Source organism: Hymenobacter canadensis (assembly GCF_027359925.1).
Classification (GTDB): domain Bacteria; phylum Bacteroidota; class Bacteroidia; order Cytophagales; family Hymenobacteraceae; genus Hymenobacter; species Hymenobacter canadensis.
Genome location: NZ_CP114767.1, coordinates 3,846,483 through 3,863,884 on the forward strand (window position 1 = coordinate 3,846,483; position 17,402 = coordinate 3,863,884).

The 17,402-nt window shown below is 63.1% G+C and carries 19 protein-coding genes; 10 read left to right on the plus strand and 9 right to left on the minus strand.

What is annotated here, in order from left to right:
* Positions 1-9: 9 nt before the first annotated feature.
* Entirely contained in the window at positions 10-957 is a 948-nt protein-coding gene (locus O3303_RS16475) for a 3-oxoacyl-ACP synthase III family protein (protein WP_269559473.1), read from the minus strand.
* A gap of 160 nt (positions 958-1,117) precedes the next feature.
* On the opposite strand from O3303_RS16475, the gene O3303_RS16480 reads away from it, so the two are divergent.
* A complete protein-coding gene (locus O3303_RS16480) occupies positions 1,118-1,684 on the plus strand; it encodes a hypothetical protein (protein ID WP_269559474.1) in 567 nt (188 codons plus the stop codon).
* 61 nt (positions 1,685-1,745) lie between these two features.
* Here the strand turns inward: O3303_RS16480 and O3303_RS16485 are convergent, their stop codons facing one another.
* Positions 1,746-2,894, minus strand: coding sequence for a DUF3667 domain-containing protein (locus O3303_RS16485; RefSeq protein WP_269559475.1), 1,149 nt, complete (start codon positions 2,892-2,894; stop codon positions 1,746-1,748).
* Positions 2,895-3,101: 207 nt separating this feature from the next.
* Here O3303_RS16485 and O3303_RS16490 point away from each other — a divergent pair, with 207 nt between their 5' ends.
* The 3 genes from O3303_RS16490 to O3303_RS16500 all read left to right on the plus strand — a co-directional run bounded on the left by O3303_RS16490 (position 3,102) and on the right by O3303_RS16500 (position 3,559).
* Positions 3,102-3,245: a hypothetical protein gene (locus O3303_RS16490; RefSeq protein ID WP_269559476.1), complete on the plus strand. Its 144-nt coding sequence runs from the start codon at positions 3,102-3,104 to the stop codon at positions 3,243-3,245.
* Positions 3,245-3,373, plus strand: a complete 129-nt coding sequence (locus tag O3303_RS16495) for a hypothetical protein (RefSeq protein ID WP_269559477.1) — start codon at positions 3,245-3,247, stop codon at positions 3,371-3,373. Before O3303_RS16490 ends, O3303_RS16495 begins: the two co-directional genes overlap by 1 nt.
* A 66-nt stretch (positions 3,374-3,439) precedes the next feature.
* Positions 3,440-3,559, plus strand: a complete 120-nt coding sequence (locus O3303_RS16500) for a T9SS type A sorting domain-containing protein (protein WP_269561925.1) — start codon at positions 3,440-3,442, stop codon at positions 3,557-3,559.
* Between the two features lie 104 nt (positions 3,560-3,663).
* Here O3303_RS16500 and O3303_RS16505 read toward each other — a convergent pair whose 3' ends face one another.
* A complete protein-coding gene (locus O3303_RS16505) occupies positions 3,664-4,377 on the minus strand; it encodes a head GIN domain-containing protein (RefSeq protein ID WP_269559478.1) in 714 nt (237 codons plus the stop codon).
* A gap of 279 nt (positions 4,378-4,656) precedes the next feature.
* Here O3303_RS16505 and O3303_RS16510 point away from each other — a divergent pair, with 279 nt between their 5' ends.
* Complete coding sequence (locus tag O3303_RS16510; protein WP_269559479.1) at positions 4,657-5,127, plus strand: nuclear transport factor 2 family protein; 471 nt, start codon at positions 4,657-4,659, stop codon at positions 5,125-5,127.
* 156 nt (positions 5,128-5,283) lie between these two features.
* Here the strand turns inward: O3303_RS16510 and O3303_RS16515 are convergent, their stop codons facing one another.
* Entirely contained in the window at positions 5,284-7,338 is a 2,055-nt protein-coding gene (locus tag O3303_RS16515) for a M13 family metallopeptidase (RefSeq protein ID WP_269559480.1), read from the minus strand.
* A 71-nt stretch (positions 7,339-7,409) separates the two neighbouring features.
* On the opposite strand from O3303_RS16515, the gene O3303_RS16520 reads away from it, so the two are divergent.
* Positions 7,410-7,847, plus strand: a complete 438-nt coding sequence (locus O3303_RS16520; protein ID WP_269559481.1) for a hypothetical protein — start codon at positions 7,410-7,412, stop codon at positions 7,845-7,847.
* A 251-nt stretch (positions 7,848-8,098) separates the two neighbouring features.
* Positions 8,099-8,506: an alternative ribosome rescue aminoacyl-tRNA hydrolase ArfB gene (gene arfB, locus O3303_RS16525; RefSeq protein WP_269559482.1), complete on the plus strand. Its 408-nt coding sequence runs from the start codon at positions 8,099-8,101 to the stop codon at positions 8,504-8,506.
* A 100-nt stretch (positions 8,507-8,606) separates the two neighbouring features.
* Here the strand turns inward: arfB and O3303_RS16530 are convergent, their stop codons facing one another.
* Together O3303_RS16530 and mgtE are read right to left on the minus strand one after the other, a co-directional pair.
* Positions 8,607-9,524: a magnesium transporter CorA family protein gene (locus O3303_RS16530; protein WP_269559483.1), complete on the minus strand. Its 918-nt coding sequence runs from the start codon at positions 9,522-9,524 to the stop codon at positions 8,607-8,609.
* 155 nt (positions 9,525-9,679) lie between these two features.
* On the minus strand, positions 9,680-11,065 hold the full coding sequence (gene mgtE, locus O3303_RS16535) for a magnesium transporter (RefSeq protein WP_269559484.1): 1,386 nt from the start codon (positions 11,063-11,065) through the stop codon (positions 9,680-9,682).
* Between the two features lie 324 nt (positions 11,066-11,389).
* Here mgtE and O3303_RS16540 point away from each other — a divergent pair, with 324 nt between their 5' ends.
* The 3 genes from O3303_RS16540 (at position 11,390) to O3303_RS16550 (ending at position 15,085) form a co-directional block, all read left to right on the plus strand.
* Positions 11,390-12,220, plus strand: a complete 831-nt coding sequence (locus O3303_RS16540) for a cyanophycinase (RefSeq protein WP_269559485.1) — start codon at positions 11,390-11,392, stop codon at positions 12,218-12,220.
* 167 nt (positions 12,221-12,387) lie between these two features.
* Complete coding sequence (locus tag O3303_RS16545; protein WP_269559486.1) at positions 12,388-13,647, plus strand: OmpP1/FadL family transporter; 1,260 nt, start codon at positions 12,388-12,390, stop codon at positions 13,645-13,647.
* A 22-nt stretch (positions 13,648-13,669) separates the two neighbouring features.
* Positions 13,670-15,085 (plus strand): SGNH/GDSL hydrolase family protein, encoded by a 1,416-nt coding sequence (locus tag O3303_RS16550; RefSeq protein ID WP_269559487.1) that lies wholly within the window; start codon positions 13,670-13,672, stop codon positions 15,083-15,085.
* Between the two features lie 80 nt (positions 15,086-15,165).
* Here the strand turns inward: O3303_RS16550 and O3303_RS16555 are convergent, their stop codons facing one another.
* The 3 genes from O3303_RS16555 to O3303_RS16565 form a co-directional block, all read right to left on the minus strand.
* Positions 15,166-16,182, minus strand: a complete 1,017-nt coding sequence (locus tag O3303_RS16555) for a YpdA family putative bacillithiol disulfide reductase (RefSeq protein ID WP_269559488.1) — start codon at positions 16,180-16,182, stop codon at positions 15,166-15,168.
* Positions 16,183-16,248: 66 nt separating this feature from the next.
* Positions 16,249-16,668 carry a DoxX family protein gene (locus O3303_RS16560; RefSeq protein WP_269559489.1) on the minus strand — a complete coding sequence of 140 codons (420 nt, stop codon included), beginning with the start codon at positions 16,666-16,668 and terminating at the stop codon, positions 16,249-16,251.
* 133 nt (positions 16,669-16,801) lie between these two features.
* The gene (locus O3303_RS16565) at positions 16,802-17,281 is read right to left on the minus strand and encodes a DinB family protein (RefSeq protein ID WP_269559490.1); all 480 of its coding nucleotides are present in this window, start codon (positions 17,279-17,281) and stop codon (positions 16,802-16,804) included.
* Positions 17,282-17,402: the final 121 nt, after the last annotated feature.

Genomic DNA, 17,402 nt, shown 5'->3' on the forward strand with positions numbered 1-17,402 from the left:
TAGCGACGATTACCGCTCCAGCAGCATCGCCCCGAAGGAATAGCCGCCTCCGAATACCGTGATAATAACCCGGTTGCCAGGCTGCAGGAGCGGCCAGGTGTCGCCGAGGCCGATGGCGGCGCCGGCGCAACCCGTATTGCCCAGGTGTTCAATGTTGGACACGGCCCGCTCGGGCGGCAAACCCAACTGCTGCAGCACGTTTTTGGTGATGCGCAGGTTGGCTTGGTGCGGAATCAGGTAGTCGAGGCTGTCGAGGCCCAGGTGCTGGCGCTCTAGCAGCTGGCGGGTCACGCGGGCCATGTACTGGCAGGCGTAGGTGAAAACGTCGCGGCCGTGGGGCATCACAATGCCGCGCTCCACGGGCTTCAGCGTTACGGCTTCGTCGGCCTTGCCGGCCACGGCGGCGCCACCGGTCAGCACTTCTACCACACGCAGGTCGGTAGGAGCGAGGCGCTCTTTGGTGAGCAGCAGGGCTGAGGCGCCGTCGCCCCAGAGGTGGCCGGCCACGGTGTCGCTCTCGTTGTTGTAGGCGGTGTTGTGCTCGCTCACTACCACCACGGCGCGGCTGGCCTTGCCCATGGCGAAGTAGCCTTCCACAATCTCAATGGCGTTGAGCAGCGACGAGCACGCCGACGAAATGCTCACCACCGGAATGTCGTTGATACCCAGGTCGCGCTGCACGGCGTGGGCCAGCGTGTAGATGGTGTCGTGCGGGGTGTAGGTGGCGCCCACGATGAGGTTGAGGTCGGCTACCGGAAAGGCCGGGGCCTGAGCCAGCACGCGGCGGGTGGCCTCAATGGCCATGGTGTTGGTGTTTTCGCCGGGGCCGGCCTTGCGCCGTTCCCGAATGCCGGTGCGCTCAATGATCCAGTCGGCAGAGAGGCCGTTGAGATTGGTAAAATGCTCGTTGGTAACGACTTGCTCCGGCAGATAGGATGCCACCTGGTGAATGTACACGGAAGGAAAGCGAATGAGTTGGCCTTAAAAATACGGCAATGTACGCTGAGCAGCCACGGCTGGCCGTCAAATTAGCCGCTGTGGCCCGTACTTTGCACGGAGCTTGCGCATTCCAACGCCCACAGAACAGGCTCCGTTCGTTCCGCTTCGTTACAAGATTATGCTATTTCGCTTTCGTCGTCGCTGCCTGCTGCCCCTGCTGGGGGCAATTCTGCTAGCTGCCAGTCCGGTTGCTGCCCAGAAGTACCGCACGGCGGCCGGCCTGCGCCTCAGTCCCGGCCAATACGGCCTCACGGTGCAGCAAAAGTTTCTGCCCGGCGCTACCCTCGAAGGGCTGGCGCTGGCCGGCACCCGCGAGGTAAGCGCCACGGTGCTGGCCGAGCGACACTTCGGGATTCTGGGGCCCAGCCTCAACTACTACCTCGGGGCCGGCGGCCACGTTGGCAACCACAAGGATACCGGCACGTTCGGGGGCGTTGATGGCATCGTGGGCGTAGAGTACAAAGTGGCCCTGACGCGTTTGGTTATCTCTGCCGATTTCAAGCCCAGCATCGAGTTCGGCTCCGACGACTGGGCCCGCTTTCCCACGGCCTTCTCCGTGCGCTACATCCTGATCAAGGAGAAGAAAACCGGCCTGCTCGACGGCGTATTCGGCGGCGGTAAAGACAAGTCGAATGCCAAGGACAAGCCCCGCAACTCCGGCCGCCGCGGCCTGTTCGACTGGTAGCGGCGTAGCTGGAAGTAGTAGGGCGGTGGTCGTGCTGAGTTTGCTGACTTCCGGCTCCGCGCTAAAACAGAATCAGCCCGCCCAACGCTACCAGCATCAGGGCCAGGCTCAGCGTAAAGCCGTAGCTGCCGCCCAGGAGCAGGGATTTCAGCACCGTTTTCAGCCAGCTTTGCTGGTAGAAGTTGCGGAGTGCCACCACAAAATACACGGCCGGTATCAGCAGTACATAATCTTCGGCCCAGGCCATGAAGCTGAGCTTGCTGAGCAGCAGCGCCACCCCGAAATACACGAACAGAAAGCAGTGCACGTGCACCGTGAAGATGAGGTGGCTGATGTAGTGGCGGTGCTGCCGGAAGTACACGCCCTTGAGCAATAGCGCAGCCAGCGGCATAATCAGGAAAATGAGCAGCGACAGGCCGCGCAGGATCTGGTGCATGGCCTCGGCACTCGTGACGTGGTGCCAGCGTACGGTCCGCTTCACGCCCAGCCGGTTCCAGAAACCGGGCGTGGCGCCCTTGCTGCGCAGCACGGAATCTACCTGCGCCTGCGTGATGTCCTCGGGCAGCTTCGCCACCTCTTCTTCCTTGATTTTCACGCCCATCACCGAAACGTTGAAGCCGGTATCGGCATTCCCGGGGGCGGCCGAATCCGGACGGGCGGTGCCGGGCAAGTAGGCCAGTACCGGTTGCCGGCCGGCTCGCAGGCGCTGGCGCACCGAATCGGCGAGGAGGCGCCGCAGACTGTCGCGGCGGGCGGGCGTGGGGGCCTGCGCTATGGCTTGCAGTAGTTGCTGCTCCTGCTGCCGGGCAGAGTCGTTGGCGCTTTCCGTGAGGTTGGCGGCCCGCCGGGCGAACAGCTGCATCGGCCGCTCCTGGCCGTGCTCGGGCTTGGTAGCCGACGAAAGGAGCAGGAAGAACACGAAGCTCAGAAACACATAAAGCCGCACCGGCGGCACGTAGGGCATGCGCCGGCCTTCCAGAAACTGCCGCGTGAGCACGCCTGGCCGGAACAGCAACAGGCCTGCCGTGCGAAACACTTTGCCATCGAAGTGGAAAAGGCCTTCCAGGGTTTCCTCTACTAGGTGGCCGAAGGAGATATTGACCTCATGGTTTTGCTGGCCGCAGCGCGGGCAGAACTCCGCCGGAGCGTCGGGCGGAAACGAGTAGCCGCAGTTTGCGCAGGCAGGTAGATGAGTAGCGTGGTGCGCCATTGGAGGATGAAGGGGCTGCACCGAAGCCGAAAACGGTGCGTCGGCGCAAGTAAGCATTTTCCGGCCTGCACATCCAAGGCGTGTAGGAAGGCTATGCGGCGGCGGCGGCCCGAACTGCCTAGAGGCGCGCGCAAATTTGTGGCGGCCGTGTTGCCTACTACCAGTTGCGTGAGCATTCGCCCCAACAGAGGGCCACCAACACAAAGTTTGTACGGCGAGTATTACCAAGGATATTTCGGGGACGATCCGGCGTACTTCACCGCCAACCGGCCCGGGCTGGTGCGCCTGAAAAGCCACCTTAACTTCGACACCGATGCCAGCTGGGGCGACCTGACTGCTGTGGGCAAGTAATGCCGGCCAGTTTTTTCTGCTCGGAGGGCAGCGGCCGGCCCCTGAGCGTGCGGGCGCCAGCCCGGCAGGTGAGCCTGCTGGTTGCCTCCAACCCCAGCAAAGGCACTTTCGGCATCCTCATCAAGTAGCAGCAGCCCGGCAAGGGCATCCTGCAACTGCTGGATATACACGGCCGCCTCTGCTACCAGACTGACCTGCCGAGTGCCGCCGAGCAGCAAGTGCAACTACAGCTGCCCAACCTGGCAACCGGCGTTTATCTGCTGCGTCTCACCACTGAAAGCGGCACCGCCACGCACAAAGTAGTGGTGGAATGACGGACTGGCACAGCCAGAAAAACAGGCGGGGCCGACGACCGGGTAACGGGGGAATATTCCCGCGCACCGGTTGTCGGCCCCGCCTGTTTTTCCGGGTTGGTCCGCTACTCCTTGCGCACCCGGCCGGAGCCGGCAATCTTGCTGCTGACGGTGGCGCCGCCCCGCACGTACACGTCGCCGGAGCCGGCAATGCTGGCTTCCAGCGTGCGGCTGGCGTAGAGGCGGCCGGTGCCGGAGCCGCTGATGCGGATGGCGCTGGCTTCGGTGCGCAGCTCGGAGGCGCGCACGTTGCCGGAGCCGCTGATGCGGGCCTCATGCTGCGGGCAGAGGCCGGCCACCAGTATTTCGCCCGAGCCCGACACCGCCGATTTCAACTCGCTGGCTGTGAGCTGGGGCAGCAGAATTCTGCCCGAGCCGCTGACCGCCAACGACAGCCGGGAAACCTTCACGGCCTCTTCGGCTTTGATCTGGCCGGAACCGCTCACGCCCAGCTCTGCAATGTCGGGCATGGTCACGTAGACCGTCACCGGGCCTTCGAGGTTGTCGCTCGACCACATTTTGCCGGTTTGCTGCTTGGTGCTGATGCGCAGGCGGCCGCCTTCCACCACGGTTTCGATGCGGGCCAGATCGGCGGTGGCAGCTTCCACTTCCACGCGCTGCGGGCTGCCCTGCCGCAACACCACTTTGGCCGAATTAGACAAACCCAGTTGGGTGAAGGCGGCCACCGCACGCACTTCGCGGCCGGGGGCGGCCAGTAGCAGCGCCGGCAGCACCAGCGCCAGCAGCATCGTCAGGGAAAAGTAACGGAAGGTTTTCATAAGCGCACGAGGCTGAAAGTGAAACATCTGGCCGGAAAGATGGATGGCGCATCGCAACGGTTGCCTGGAGCCGTGCGGGCGTTGAAAAATAATTAGTGACCCGGCGGATAGGGGCGGGCCGGTGTGTCGTGCGGGCCATGGTGGCGGGCCGGTGTGCCCGGCTGCTCGTGGCACTGCCATAAAAAAACACCGCTCTCCAGGCAGCCGGAGGCGCTGTTTTTTGTGCAGCTTTGGGCAGCGGGCCGCGCTGCACCAACGCGCTGCCTGCCTGACCCAGCTATGCATCCGCACGAACAGCTTCTGCACCGCTTCTACCAGGCCTTCCAGCGCCGTGACCATGCCGCCATGGCCGCCTGCTACCACCCCCAAGCTACCTTCGAGGATGCTGCGTTTCAGTTGCAGGGCGCCGACGTTGGGAAGATGTGGCGCATGCTCTGTGAGCGGGGCAAAGACCTGCGCCTCGCCTATAACGACATCAGCGCCGACGACCAGCACGGGGCCGCCACCTGGGATGCCCGCTACACGTTCTCGCAGACCGGCCGGGCGGTGCACAACCATATCCGCGCCCGCTTTACGTTCCAGGATGGCCTCATCCTCACGCACCATGACGAGTTCAGCTTCTGGCGCTGGTCGAGGCAGGCGCTGGGGCCGGTGGGCTGGCTGCTGGGCTGGTCGGGGTTTCTGCAGAACAAGGTGCGCAAATCGGCCGCGCAGGGGCTGGCGTCGTACCGGCCGCAGCTGAGCCAGTAACCAGAACGTCATTCCGAGCGAAGGCGAAGCCGTAGTCGAGGAATCTCGCGTGCTGAGGTTGTAGTAGCATTATTTACTACACTAGCGAGATTCCTCGACTACGGCTTCGCCTTCGCTCGGAATGACGTTCTACTCTTTTTCTCTCAACTACCGCGCTTACCAAATCGTCACACGGGCGGAGTCGGGGCGGTAGAGCTTGTCGGTGGGCTTCACGTTGAAGGCCTCGTAGAAAGCCGGCACGTCGGCGAAGGGGCCGTTGACGCGGTAGCTGGCCGGTGAGTGCACATCGGTGAGGATGCGCTGGGCTAGTACTTCGTCGCGCTGGTGGTTCTGCCAGCCCAAGGCGTAGCCCAGGAAGTAGCGCTGCGTGGGCGTCAGGCCCCCGATTTTCTCGTTTTTCTTGTACTGCTCGGTTTTCTTGAAGGCATCGAAGGCAATGACGATGCCGCCCAGATCGGCAATGTTTTCGCCGGCCGTGGCTTTGCCGTTGATGTGCAGCGAGTCGAGCACTGTGTAGCCATTGAACTGGCGCACGATGCCGTTCACGCGCTGCTGGAAGGCGGCCCGGTCTTTCTTGCTCCACCAGTTGCGCAGGTTGCCGTTCTCATCGAACTGGCTGCCCTCGTCGTCGAAGCCGTGGGTCAGCTCGTGGCCGATGGTGCTGGCTCCCGCGTAGCCGTAGATGATGGCGTCGTCGGCGTCGGCGTCCTTGAGGCCGGGCACCGCGAAGATGGCGGCCGGCAACACGATTTCGTTGTTGCTGGGGTTGTAGTAGGCGTTATAGGTCTGCGGCGTCATGCTCCACTCGGTGCGGTCGACGGGCTTGCCCAGCTTGCTGAGCTCGTAGCGGTAGCGCCACTGGTTGGCGCGCATCATGTTGGCCGCGTAGGAGTCGCGCTTGATGTCCAGGGCCGAGTAGTCGCGCCATTTGGCGGGGTAGCCCACCTTCGGGGTGATTTTGGTGAGCTTCACCAGGGCTTTCTGCTTGGTGGAGTCGCTCATCCAGTCCAGGGCCTGAATATGCTCGCGGAAGGAGGCCACCACGTTCGTGGTCAGCTTTTCGTAGCGGGCCTTGGTTTCGGGCGTGAAATACTCTTTCACAAACAGCTGGCCCAGGGCCTCGCCCATGGCGCTTTCCTCGTCGTCGAGCACGCGCTTCCAGCGGGGACGCTGCTCTTTGCGGCCCTGCAGCACGGTGCCGTAGAAGCGGAAGTTCTCGTTGTCGAAGGGCGCGCTCAGGCGCTCGGCGTAGGTGTGCAGCAGCTGCCATTGCAGGTAGGCGCGCCAGTCTTCCACGGGGGCCGTGCGCAGCAGGCGGGCGGCTTCGCGGTAGAACTCCGGCTGGCCCACAATCACCGTATCCACATTGGCCATGCCGGCCTGCGTGAACCAGGTTTTCCAGTCGAGGCCGGGCGTGAGCTGGTTGAGCTGGGCCAGGGTCATCTTGTTGTAGTTGGCGTACGGGTCGCGCAGGGCTTCCAGCTTGCGCGAGGCCCCAGCCAGGGCCGTTTCCAGCTTCACCACCTGGACGCTGTGGCGCTGGGCGGTGGCGGCGTCTTCGCCCATCAGCCCCAGCATCTTGGCCACGTGCGTGCCGTACTCTTTGCGGATGTTGGCGGTGCGGGCGTCCTTGTTGAAGTAGTAGTCGCGGTTGGGCAAGCCCAGGCCGGCCTGGTACAGATACAGCGCCATCTTCTCGCTGTTTTTAGCGTCCTGCGCCACGTAGGGGCCCACCAGCGCATTCACGTTCAGCGGAATCAGGCGGGCCATGGCGGCCTGCACATCGGCGGGCGTGCGCAGGGCGGCCAGGCGGTCCAGCTCGGCTTTGAGCGGCGCCAGGCCCTGCTGGTCGATGGCCACGGAGTCCATGCCGGTGGCCCAGAAGTCGCCGATTTTCTGCTGGGTGGTGCCGGCGGCGGCGTTGGCTTTGGCGGCTTCCTGGTTGAGGGCGCGCAGGCGGGCATACACCTCGTTCTGTACTTCCTTTCCAATGCCCCAGCTGCTTTCTGAGGCCGGAATGGGGTGCTGCTTCAGCCAGCCGCCGTTGGCGTACTGAAAGAAGTCGTCGCCGGGGCGCACGGTGGTGTCGAGGTTGGCTTGCAGCAGGTCGGGCTGGGCGCTGCCCGATTTGGTGCCGGAGTTGCAGCCGGCCAGGGCCAGCAGCAGGGCCGGGGCGGCCAGCCAGCGGCGCGAAGAGGAAAGGAGGGTCATGAATAACGAGGGTTGAAATCAATTGCGGACGCAACCTAACAGTTCTGCCAAAGACCTGTTAGGTTGCAGCTATGCCAACAAAATTTCTGCTGCTGCTCAACTTCGCGCTGGCCGCCTACCTCACGGGCCTCATCTGGACGGTGCAGCTCGTGCATTATCCCGGTTTCGCCTACGTGGCACCCGAGAAGTTCGCAGCCTTCCACCAGCACCACACCCGCAACATGAGCTTCGTGGTACTGGCGCCGATGGTGCTGGAGCTGGGGCTGGCCGCGTGGCTGGGCTGGCAGGGCCGCAGCGCGCTGGGCGCGGCCGGCTGGTGGGCGCTGGCGCTGGTACTGCTCATCTGGGCGGCCACGTTCTTCATCTCCGTACCATTCCACAACCGCCTCGCCGCCGACGGCTACAGCTACGTCACCATCGACGGGCTGGTGCGCACCAACTGGATCCGCACCGTGGCCTGGACCCTGCGCAGCGGCCTGCTGGGCTGGCTGCTCTGGAAAATATTGTAGCGCGAAGCCTTTGCTTCGCGTATCGTTGCATAGTGGGGCGGCGCGGGCGTCCCAGGGCTGAAGCCCTGGGCTAGTCAGCGGAACGGCCAACGGACCATAGAAGCCTTCCGAGTCGCAGGGCTGAAGCCCTGGGCTAGTCAGCGGAACAGCCAACGAACCATAGCGGCCCTCCGTAGCCCAGGGCTTCAGCCCTGGGGCACCCACGCCGCCCCAACAGCACACCAGTCATCAACTCATCAGCACCTCAACCCATGCTGCCTGCCGCCGCCGACTTCCTGCCCGAACTCCAGTTCCAGACCAGCCGCAGCAGCGGGCCCGGCGGGCAGAACGTGAACAAGGTGGAAAGCCGCGTGGAGCTGCGCTTCCGACTGCTGGAGTCGCAGCTGCTCACCGACGAGCAGAAGCAGACGCTGCAGCAGAAGCTGGCCTCCAAGCTCACGTTGGAGGGCGAGCTGCTGGTGGTGGCGCAGGAAGACCGCAGCCAGCTGCGCAACAAGGAAACCGCGCTGCAGAAGTTTCATGAGCTGCTAACCAAAGCCCTGCACAAGCCCAAAGCGCGCAAAGCCACCAAGCCCAGCAAAGGCGCCGTGCGCCAGCGCCTGGAGTCCAAGAAGAAGCACGGCGACAAGAAAACCAACCGCGGCCGGGTGGATTTTTAGTTGTCAGTTGCTAGTTGTCAGTTGTTAGTGCTTTTATAATTTGATCAGGTTGAGCACTGACAACTGACAACTGACAACTAAGCACTAACAACTAATCATCTCAGATCCAGCCTTTGCGCTTGAACCACACGTAAATCCCCACCGAAATAACCACCATCGACAGGATGGAAACCGGGTAGCCCAGTTTCCAGGTCAGCTCGGGCATGTAGTTGAAATTCATGCCGTAGATGCCGGCAATGAAGGTGAGGGGCAGGAAAAACGCCGAAAACACCGTCAGTACCCGCATGGCCTCGTTGGTGCGCTGCGACGAGAGCGAGAGGTACAGGTTCATGAGGTTGGTGGCGCCGCCGTCGAGCTGTTGGTACATGGTTTCCACCTTCACCTGCAGGTCCTGGGTGTCCTGCAGCAGCGTATCGTCCGTGACGGAGGTGGCAAGCTGCCGGCGCAGCATCGTCAGGATGTCGCGCGTGAGGAGCAGCAGCTGCTTGGCGGCGGAGGCCTTGCGCTTCAGGAAATACAGGCCCTGCAGGGCGTTGGGCACTTCCTGCTTCAGAAAGATTTCCGCCTCGTAGTCGTCCAGTTCCCGCGTGAGCCGGAGGGCGGGCTGCATGTAGCTGTTGAGGGCGTAGCGCACCAGATGAAAGGCCACTTCGGCAGGCGTGTTGCACTCTTGGCCCGGGGCGCGGGCCACCCGTTTCAGCTCGTTCAGCACCGGGTGCGGCAGCCGGTGCACCGTAATCAGGTAGTCGGCGGCGTAGAACACGGCAATCTTGGTGCTCAGCTCCTGAATGGTGTCGGCCTCGTTGGTTTTGGGCGGGTTGAACACCCGCAGAATCACGAAGCTCAGGCCGTGCGTGGCCTCGAACTTGGGCAGGTGGGTGGGCTCCAGACAGTCGCGCACCAGCGAGTCGGGTAGGTCGTACTGCGCGGCCACGGCCTGCAGCTCGGCCACGGTAGGGCTGGTGATGTCCAGCCAGGAAAAGTTGGATTCCTGACGGGTGAGAAGTTGTTCGGTCATGGGCGGCGCGGTTGGCAACAGGTCCTGTAACGCGAAAATCCGTTTCGCGACGAGTAACGCGAGTATCTACGCGTTGGCGCAGGCGGCACGGAGCCGGATACTGGCGTTACTCGTTGCGAAACGGATTGGCTTGTACGCAAAGCCCGCGCTGTGCGCTACAGCAGCGTGCCGCGCAGCACCAGCGTAGCCACCGAGAAGTAAATAATCAGGCCCGTTACGTCCACGAGCGTGGCCACGAACGGCGCTGAAGACGTGGCCGGGTCGAGGCCGAGACGCTTGAGCAGCATCGGCAGCATGGCCCCCGACAGCACGCCCCACAGCACAATGCCCAGCAGCGAGAAGCCCACCGTCACGGCAATCAGCTGCCAGTACGGCCCGAAATAGCCGGGGTCTACTACCTTGGCCCACAGTACAATACGCAGCGCGCCCACCACGCCCAGAATACCGCCCAGCGCCGCCCCCGAAATGATTTCGCGCCGCATCACCAGCCACCAGTCCGACAGCGTAAACTCGCCCAGGCTCATGGCCCGGATAATGAGCGAGGTGGCCTGGGACCCGGCGTTGCCGCCAGCCGAAATAATCAGCGGAATAAACAGGCCCAGCACGGCCGCCTTCTGCAGGTCTTCCTCGAAGTGGTGCATGGCCGAGGTGGTCAGCATCTCGCCCAGCAGCAGAATCACCAGCCAGCCGGCGCGCTTCTTGATCATGCCCCAGATGGAAGTGGCCAGATACGGCTCATCGAGAGCCGCCGAGCCGCCCAGCTTCTGGATGTCCTCGGTGTCTTCCTCTTCCCGGATATCCAGAATGTCGTCGATGGTCACGATGCCGAACAGCACGCCGTCGTCGTTGACCACGGGCAGGGCCACCCGGTCGTTTTTGCGGAACACGTCGATGGCCGCTTCCTGGTCCTGCATGGCGTTGAGCTTCACGTAGCGGCGGTCCATCAGCTCGCTCACGGGCCGGTCGGGCGGCGAGAGCAGAAACTCCCGTATGCGGATATCGTCGATGAGCACGCCGCGCTGGTCGGTCACGTAGAGCACGCTCAGCGTCTCCGACTGCCCGCCGTGGCGCCGGATGTAGTCGAGCACCTGCTGCACGGTCCAGCTCTCGCGGATGGCAATGTAGTCGGGCGTCATCAGGCGGCCCACCGAGTATTCGGGGTAGCCCAGCAGCTCCAGCGTCACCTTGCGCTCCGGCTCCGACAGCGTCTGGATCAGCTCCTTCACGAAGTCGTCGGGCAGGAATTCCAGCAGCGCCGTCCGGTCGTCGGGCGACATTTCGTTGAGGATATCGGAAATTTTCTCCTGGGTCAGATTGGCCAAAAAGTGCTTCTGCACCTCCAGGTCGAGGTATTCGAACACCTGCGTAGCCAGCCGCAGCGGCAGCAGCCGAAACACAATCAGCTGCTCGCGCTCCTCCTCGGCCTCAATCAGCTCCACCAGCTCGGCGGGCTCGTAATGCTTGAGAATCTCCTTGAGCTTGAAAAATTCCCCCTCCTGAATCAGGGACGTAATGTGGTCGGTGGTCGGGTTCTGATTCATGTAACGAAGAGGGTGTGTCTCGCTAGGCAGGAGGGTTAGTGACAAAAAAGCCCGCAAAAATAGCCATTCCTGCTTTCAGGACGCAGACAATGGCAATTAATAATCCACTCTCAGGGTGCCGGCTCCCACAGAAGCACCATTGCAGGCCGCCGCAACGCTTTTACTACCGATTCATACGGTATGCCGAACTCGCAGCGGGTGTAGCGCCTGAGGCCGCTACACCCGTTTGCGCCGTGCAGAAGTTGCCGCAAACACTTCTGCACGGCGAGCGGTAGCAAATCAGGGGGGTACTTGTACATTTGGGCCCGCTTCTTCGCGCTTTCTATGCCTCACCAGACGCCTGCCGCCCCTCCGCTCGGCACCCTCGTTGCCCTCGGCGGCGGCGACGACGACGCCATGCTGGCCCTGCTCTGCGACCTGCTGCCGAGCCACGCCACCACCGTCGAAATAGTGACCGTGGCCTCCCGCGACGACACCCGCTCCGGCCGCGCCTACGAGCGGGCCCTGCGCGAGCTGGGCTGCACCAGTGCCCGCCACCTGCGCATCAGCGAGCAGCACCCGGCCGATGCCCCCGACACGCTGCGCCGCCTGCGCCACGCCGGCCTCGTGTTTTTCAGCGGCGGCGACCAGGAGCGCATCACCGACTTTCTGCATAACACCGAGTTTGCGCGGGTGCTGCACGAGCGGTACTACCACGACGCCACCTTCATCATTGCGGGCACCAGCGCCGGTGCGGCCGTGCTGCCCGAGTATATGATAGTGGATGGCCACGGCTGGCGCGCCCTGCGCAAGGGCGGCATGCAAACCAGCGCCGGCCTGGGTTTGCTGCCCCAGCTGCTCATCGACCAGCACTTTGTGGAGCGAGGCCGCTTCGGGCGGCTGGCCCACGCGCTACTGGCCCACCCCATGTGCCTGGGCTTGGGTCTGGCCGAAGAAACCGGCATCATCATCCGGGGCGGCACCGAGGCCGAGGTGTTCGGCGACGGCGTGGTGATGGTAGTGGACGGGCGCCAGTTGCATGGCAACAACCTGGGCCGCATCGGGCGCGGCGAGCCGGTGAGCGGGCAGGATCTGCGGGTGCATCTGCTGGTGGCCGGCCAGCGCCTGCAGCTGCAAAGCAGGCGGGTAGTGGGGGAGGAGCCGGACACAAGGTGAGCTTCAACTCACCATATTTGCACGCCGCCGGCCGCACGCTAAAATTTCCGGGCTTTCCTGTTCGTTCTGCTGCCCATAACAAATAGTCGGCAAGCCGACTAACCAAGCATTTTTCTCCCTACATTTAAGCCACGACAACCCCAAATTCTCACCTTTCTCACTTTTTTATGACTTTTAAATCTCTACTCCTCGTGGGTGGTGCGCTACTTACGGGTACGGCCGCATCGGCGGGCGGCTACCAGGTGACGCTGGCCGGGATAAAGAACAACGGCATGGGCGGCGTAGGTGTCGGCCTGTCGCTGGACCAGGCGGCTATGTTCTACAACCCCGGTGCCCTGGCCATGGTGAAGGAGCGGGGCGTGCAGCTCGGGGCCAATGCCACGCTGGCGCGGCAGGCTTTCCGCGCCGAAAACGGCAGCGTGCAGCGCGAGCTGCAGAACAATACCACCACGCCGTTCAGCCTGTTTGCCGGCTTCGGCCCGGCCGAAGGCAAGTTCCGGGCGGGCATTGCCATTTACACGCCCTTCGGCAACAAGCTGCAGTACGCCGACGGCTGGGAAGGCCGCTTCGCGCTGACGCAGATTGATTTGAAAGCCATTTATGTGCAGCCGACTTTCAGCTACGCCATTTCCGACAAGCTGAGCATTGGTGCCGGCCTGACGTATCTGGCGCTGGGCTCGGTGAACCTGCAGCGCGATGTGCCGGCCCAGAACGCCGACGGCCAGTTTGCCAGCATCGAGCTGGACGGCGACGCGGAGCGCAAGTTCGGCTTCAACGCCGGTGTGTTCTTCAAGCCTTCCGAGAAGCTGAGCGTTGGTATCAGCTACCGCTCCAAGATTGATGCCCAGGTGAAAGACGGCGACGTAACGTTCCGCAACCTGTCGGCCACGGCCACTCCCGGCTTCCAGGCCACCAAGTTTGCAGCCACGCTGCCGCTGCCCGCTACCACCTCCATCGGCATCGGCGTGATGCCAACCGAGAAGCTCACCATCGGCCTCGATGTGAACTTCGTGGAGTGGAGCGCCTACGAAAACCTGACGTTTGATTTCAACGCTCCGGTGAACGGCTCGCCTACCAGCGTCTCGAAGCGTTATTATGAGGACGCTCTGACCTTCCGCATTGGCGGCCAGTACCAGATAACGAGCGGCCTGACCGTGCGCGCCGGTGGTGCCTACGACAACTCACCAGTGAAAGACGGTTACATCACGCCCGAAACGCCTGACTCGGACCGCGTAACTGGCACGTTGGGTGCTTCCTACAAGTTCGGCGAGAAGTTCGGTGTTGATCTGAGCACGCAGTTTGTGAACCTGAAAAAGCGTACCCAAACCCAGGCCGAGCTGCTCAGCAACGGCACGACGGACCGCGTAGCGGGTACTTACAAGACCAGCGTAGTAGTGCCCGGCATCGGCCTGAACTACACTTTCTAATCTCTTTGCTTTCTCTTCTCCTATGAATACGTTTTCCCTCAAGAAAACCTGGCCCGCAGTAGCCCTGCTGGGTCTGGCGGCCTGCCAGCCCGAGCTGGACGCCCCAGCAGTAGATAAAGGCTCGGCCGATTTCAGCAGCTACGTAGCCATCGGCAACTCCCTCACGGCGGGTTTCCAGAGCGGCGGTTTGGCCAACTTCGGTATTGAAACGTCGTATCCGGCTATCCTGGCGCAGCAGTTCGCCAAAGCCAACGGCGGTGACTTCGTGTCGCCGAAGTTCGACGAAGGGCAGAAGGACGGCTCCGGCTACCTGAAGTTCTACGGCCTCACCACAGCCGGCTCGCCGGTTATTCTGGCCCCGGGCCAGAGCGCCACGGCTACGCTGGCCGGCCAAACCACGCCGCGCACGTTCACCAACAACCCGGCCGACTACAAATTTGCCTTCACCGGCCGTACGTTGCCGGCTCCGCCGCTGGGCTCTGGTGCCGCTGAACTGGCTCCCTTCAACACCGCGCAGCCCAACAACCTGGGCGTGCCCGGTATTTCGGTGCTGAGCGCCGACCGCACGGCTTCCAGCGTACCGCAGATTGCGGGCGCAGCCCAGGCCTACGGCAACCTCAACAACTACTACCAGCGCCTGCTGCCCGCCGCCGACCGCGGCGTAACGGACTACACCACGTTCATCGGCCGCAAGAACGCTACGTTCTTCACCTGCTGGCTGGGCAACAACGACGTGCTGACCTACGCCACCAACGGCGGCGTAGCCGTGGCTACCGACCCGTTCAGCAACTTGACGGATACCACCAGCTTCGGCCGGGGCTACCGCAACATCGTGCGCACCATCAGCAAGAATGGTACAGTGGGCGGCGTAGTAGCAAACATCCCGAACGTAGCCAATGTGCCGTACTTCACGGCAGTAACCGTAGCTAGCGTGCTGGCAGGCTTCCAGCAGGTGAACCCCGCTGCGCCGGCTGTATTCATTCAGACTAGCTCCACAACAACCCCAGTTCGTGCTGCTACTGCGGCTGACCTGATTACGCTGCCTGCCGCCTCGGTAGTAGCTACGGGTGTTGGCTCTACGCCCACGAACCCAATCCCTAATAATCTGGTGCTGGACGCTGCTGAAGTTACGGCTATCCAAACCCGTACCACGCAGCTCAACGCCATCATCGCCAAGACGGCCCGTCAGTACAAAGTGGGTTTGGTGGATATGAACTCGTTCTTCAGCACGATTGCGCTGGGTGGCATTGCCATCAACGCCACGTCGAACAACGCCGGCTTCATCCGCGGCAACCTGTTCTCGCTGGACGGCGTGCACCCCACCTCGCGTGGCTACGCTGTTATTGCCAACGAATTCATCAAGGTGATCAACGCCACCTACGGTGCCTCCATTCAGCCAGTGAACCCTACCGAGTACAACGCGCTGCTGCTGCCATAAGTAGCTGCTAGCCAAAAGAAAAGCCCCGCTTCCTGACTCAGGAAGCGGGGCTTTTTTGTGGGGTTTAGCCGAGTAGCTGCCTACGACAGCTGCACCTGCTGCAGCACTTCCGGCAGGGCAGGGGCGGCCTCGCCGGCCAGGCGGGCGGCAATGAGCTGGGCGTGGTAGCGGCCGTTTTCAATGAACCAGCGGCTGGTGTTGAGGCCGCCGCACACGGTACCGGCCAGGTAGAGGCCGGGGCGGTTCGTTTCTAAGGTTTCGGGGTTGTGGGTGGGCGTCTGGGCAGCATCGGCTTCGCAGGTGATGCCCAGGGCAGCCAGAAACGAGAAGTCGGGGTGGTAGCCGGTGAGGGCGTAGACGTGCTGGGCCGGCAACGTGCGCGGGCCGTCGGGCGTGTTCAGCTCCACGGTGGTTTCGGTGATGCGCGCCACGGTGCTGTTGAACAGGCAGCCGATGCGGCCTTCCTTGATGCGGTTCACCAGATCGGGCCGGATCCAGTACTTCACCGACTCACTGATTTCGGAGCCGCGCACGACCAGCGTGGGGCGGGCGCCGGCGCGCAACAGTTGCAGCGCCGCCTTGGCCGAGGAGTTTTTGGCCCCGATAATCACCACATCCTGGTCGGCGTGGGCGTAGGGCTCCTTGTAGTAGTGCGTGACGTTGGGCAAGTCTTCGCCGGGCACGCGCAGCAGATTGGGCACGTCGTAGAAGCCGGTGGCTACAATCACGAAGCGCGCCCCGATGCGTCCCTTGTCGGTTATCACCATGTAGGCGTTTTGCTCGCCTTCGAGGTCTAGAACCCGCTCGTAGAGGCGCAACGTCAGCTTTTCGGTCTGGGCCACGCGGCGGTAGTAGTCGAGGGCATCTTCGCGCAGCGGCTTGTAGTGCAGCGTCGTCATGGGGTGCCCCCCGATTTCGAGCAGCTCGGGCGTAGAGAAGAACTCCATGTTGGTGGGGTAGCCGATGATGGAATTCACCAGCGCGCCCTTGTCCAGCACGCACACCGAGAGGCCGCGGCGCTGCACTTCCAGCCCACAGGCCAGCCCCACGGGGCCGGCCCCGATTACCACTACATCAAAAGAAACGTCGGTTGTCATATGCTATACTACCGGTTCGGCGGCCGCGAGTTTTCGTACGGCGCCGGTGAGTTGGGCGTTGATGGCCTATTTGCGGCGCTGCAGATACGTCAGCGCGCCGGTGCTCCACAGGGCCACGCCGATGAGCACGGGCTGGAAGAACAGCCGGCCCAGGCGCTTGTCGTCGGTGTCGAGGCCGAAAGCGGAGAGGTGGTGGGTGTACTGGTGGATGTTGCCGGGGAATACCGCCGCGTAGAAAGCCGCCAGCCCAAGGCCCATTTCCACCCGCCGCTTCTTCCAGAAAAGCAGCGCCAGTCCCAGCCCGATTTCCACCACGCCCGAAGCCAGTACGGTGGTGTCCTTACTCAGGGGCACGAAATCGGGCACCTGGGCCTGAAACGCGCGGCGCTGGAAGGTGAGGTGGCCGGTGCCGGCCACCACCATGAAGGTGCCCATGAGGCCGCGGGCCACGTTTTGCAGGGTAGTGGTGTGGGGTTGAGGAAGCATGCGAGGCTGCGTTAGCGTGAGGGTGTAGGCAGGCTATACGGCCGCGCACCCCGCGCGGATACTCCTACGGGTTTCCCCGCCCGCAGCCCTGGCCTTCTGCAGCAGCCGGCAAAACGACGAAACCGCGCCGCTGTTACCAGGCGTTGAGCAGTCGGCGAAGCAGAATGATTTCGCCGGTATGGTAGGCGGCGTGGTCGCCCAGCAGCATAGCTTCGCGCAGGATGGTTTGGCCGTCGCCGTGCGGAATGGGGGCCAGCAGGTCCGTATCGGGGGCGTGCAGCAGGTCGATGAAGCGCTGCTGGTCGGCCTGGATCTGGTCAAGCGTCTGGTGCCAGGTGGCTTCGTCGGCGGTGGCGGTGTTGGCGGGCCAGTAGCCGGCGGGCCAGTCCGGCGAAACGTGGTCGGCCCCGAGGGAAAACTCCACAATATCCCACTGGGCGATGCGCACGTGCTCTGCCAGCTGCCAGATGGTGTACGGCGCCTCCGGCACGCGCTGGTTCCACTGCGCGGCCGTGAGGTCGGCGCAGGCATCAGTGAACGTGACGTGGGCGTTGGCCTGCGTGAGCAAGCTGATCAGCTCCGTGACTATTCCGGCTTTCGTGGCGTGGTCCATGGGGGTTGGGAATAATGGTGGCCTAAAGCAGTAGCGCGAACCTTGCAGTTCGCGCCCCCGCGCCGTTTAGACGATGCTATCGGCGCGGGGACGCGAACTACAAAGTTTGCGCTACTACGTT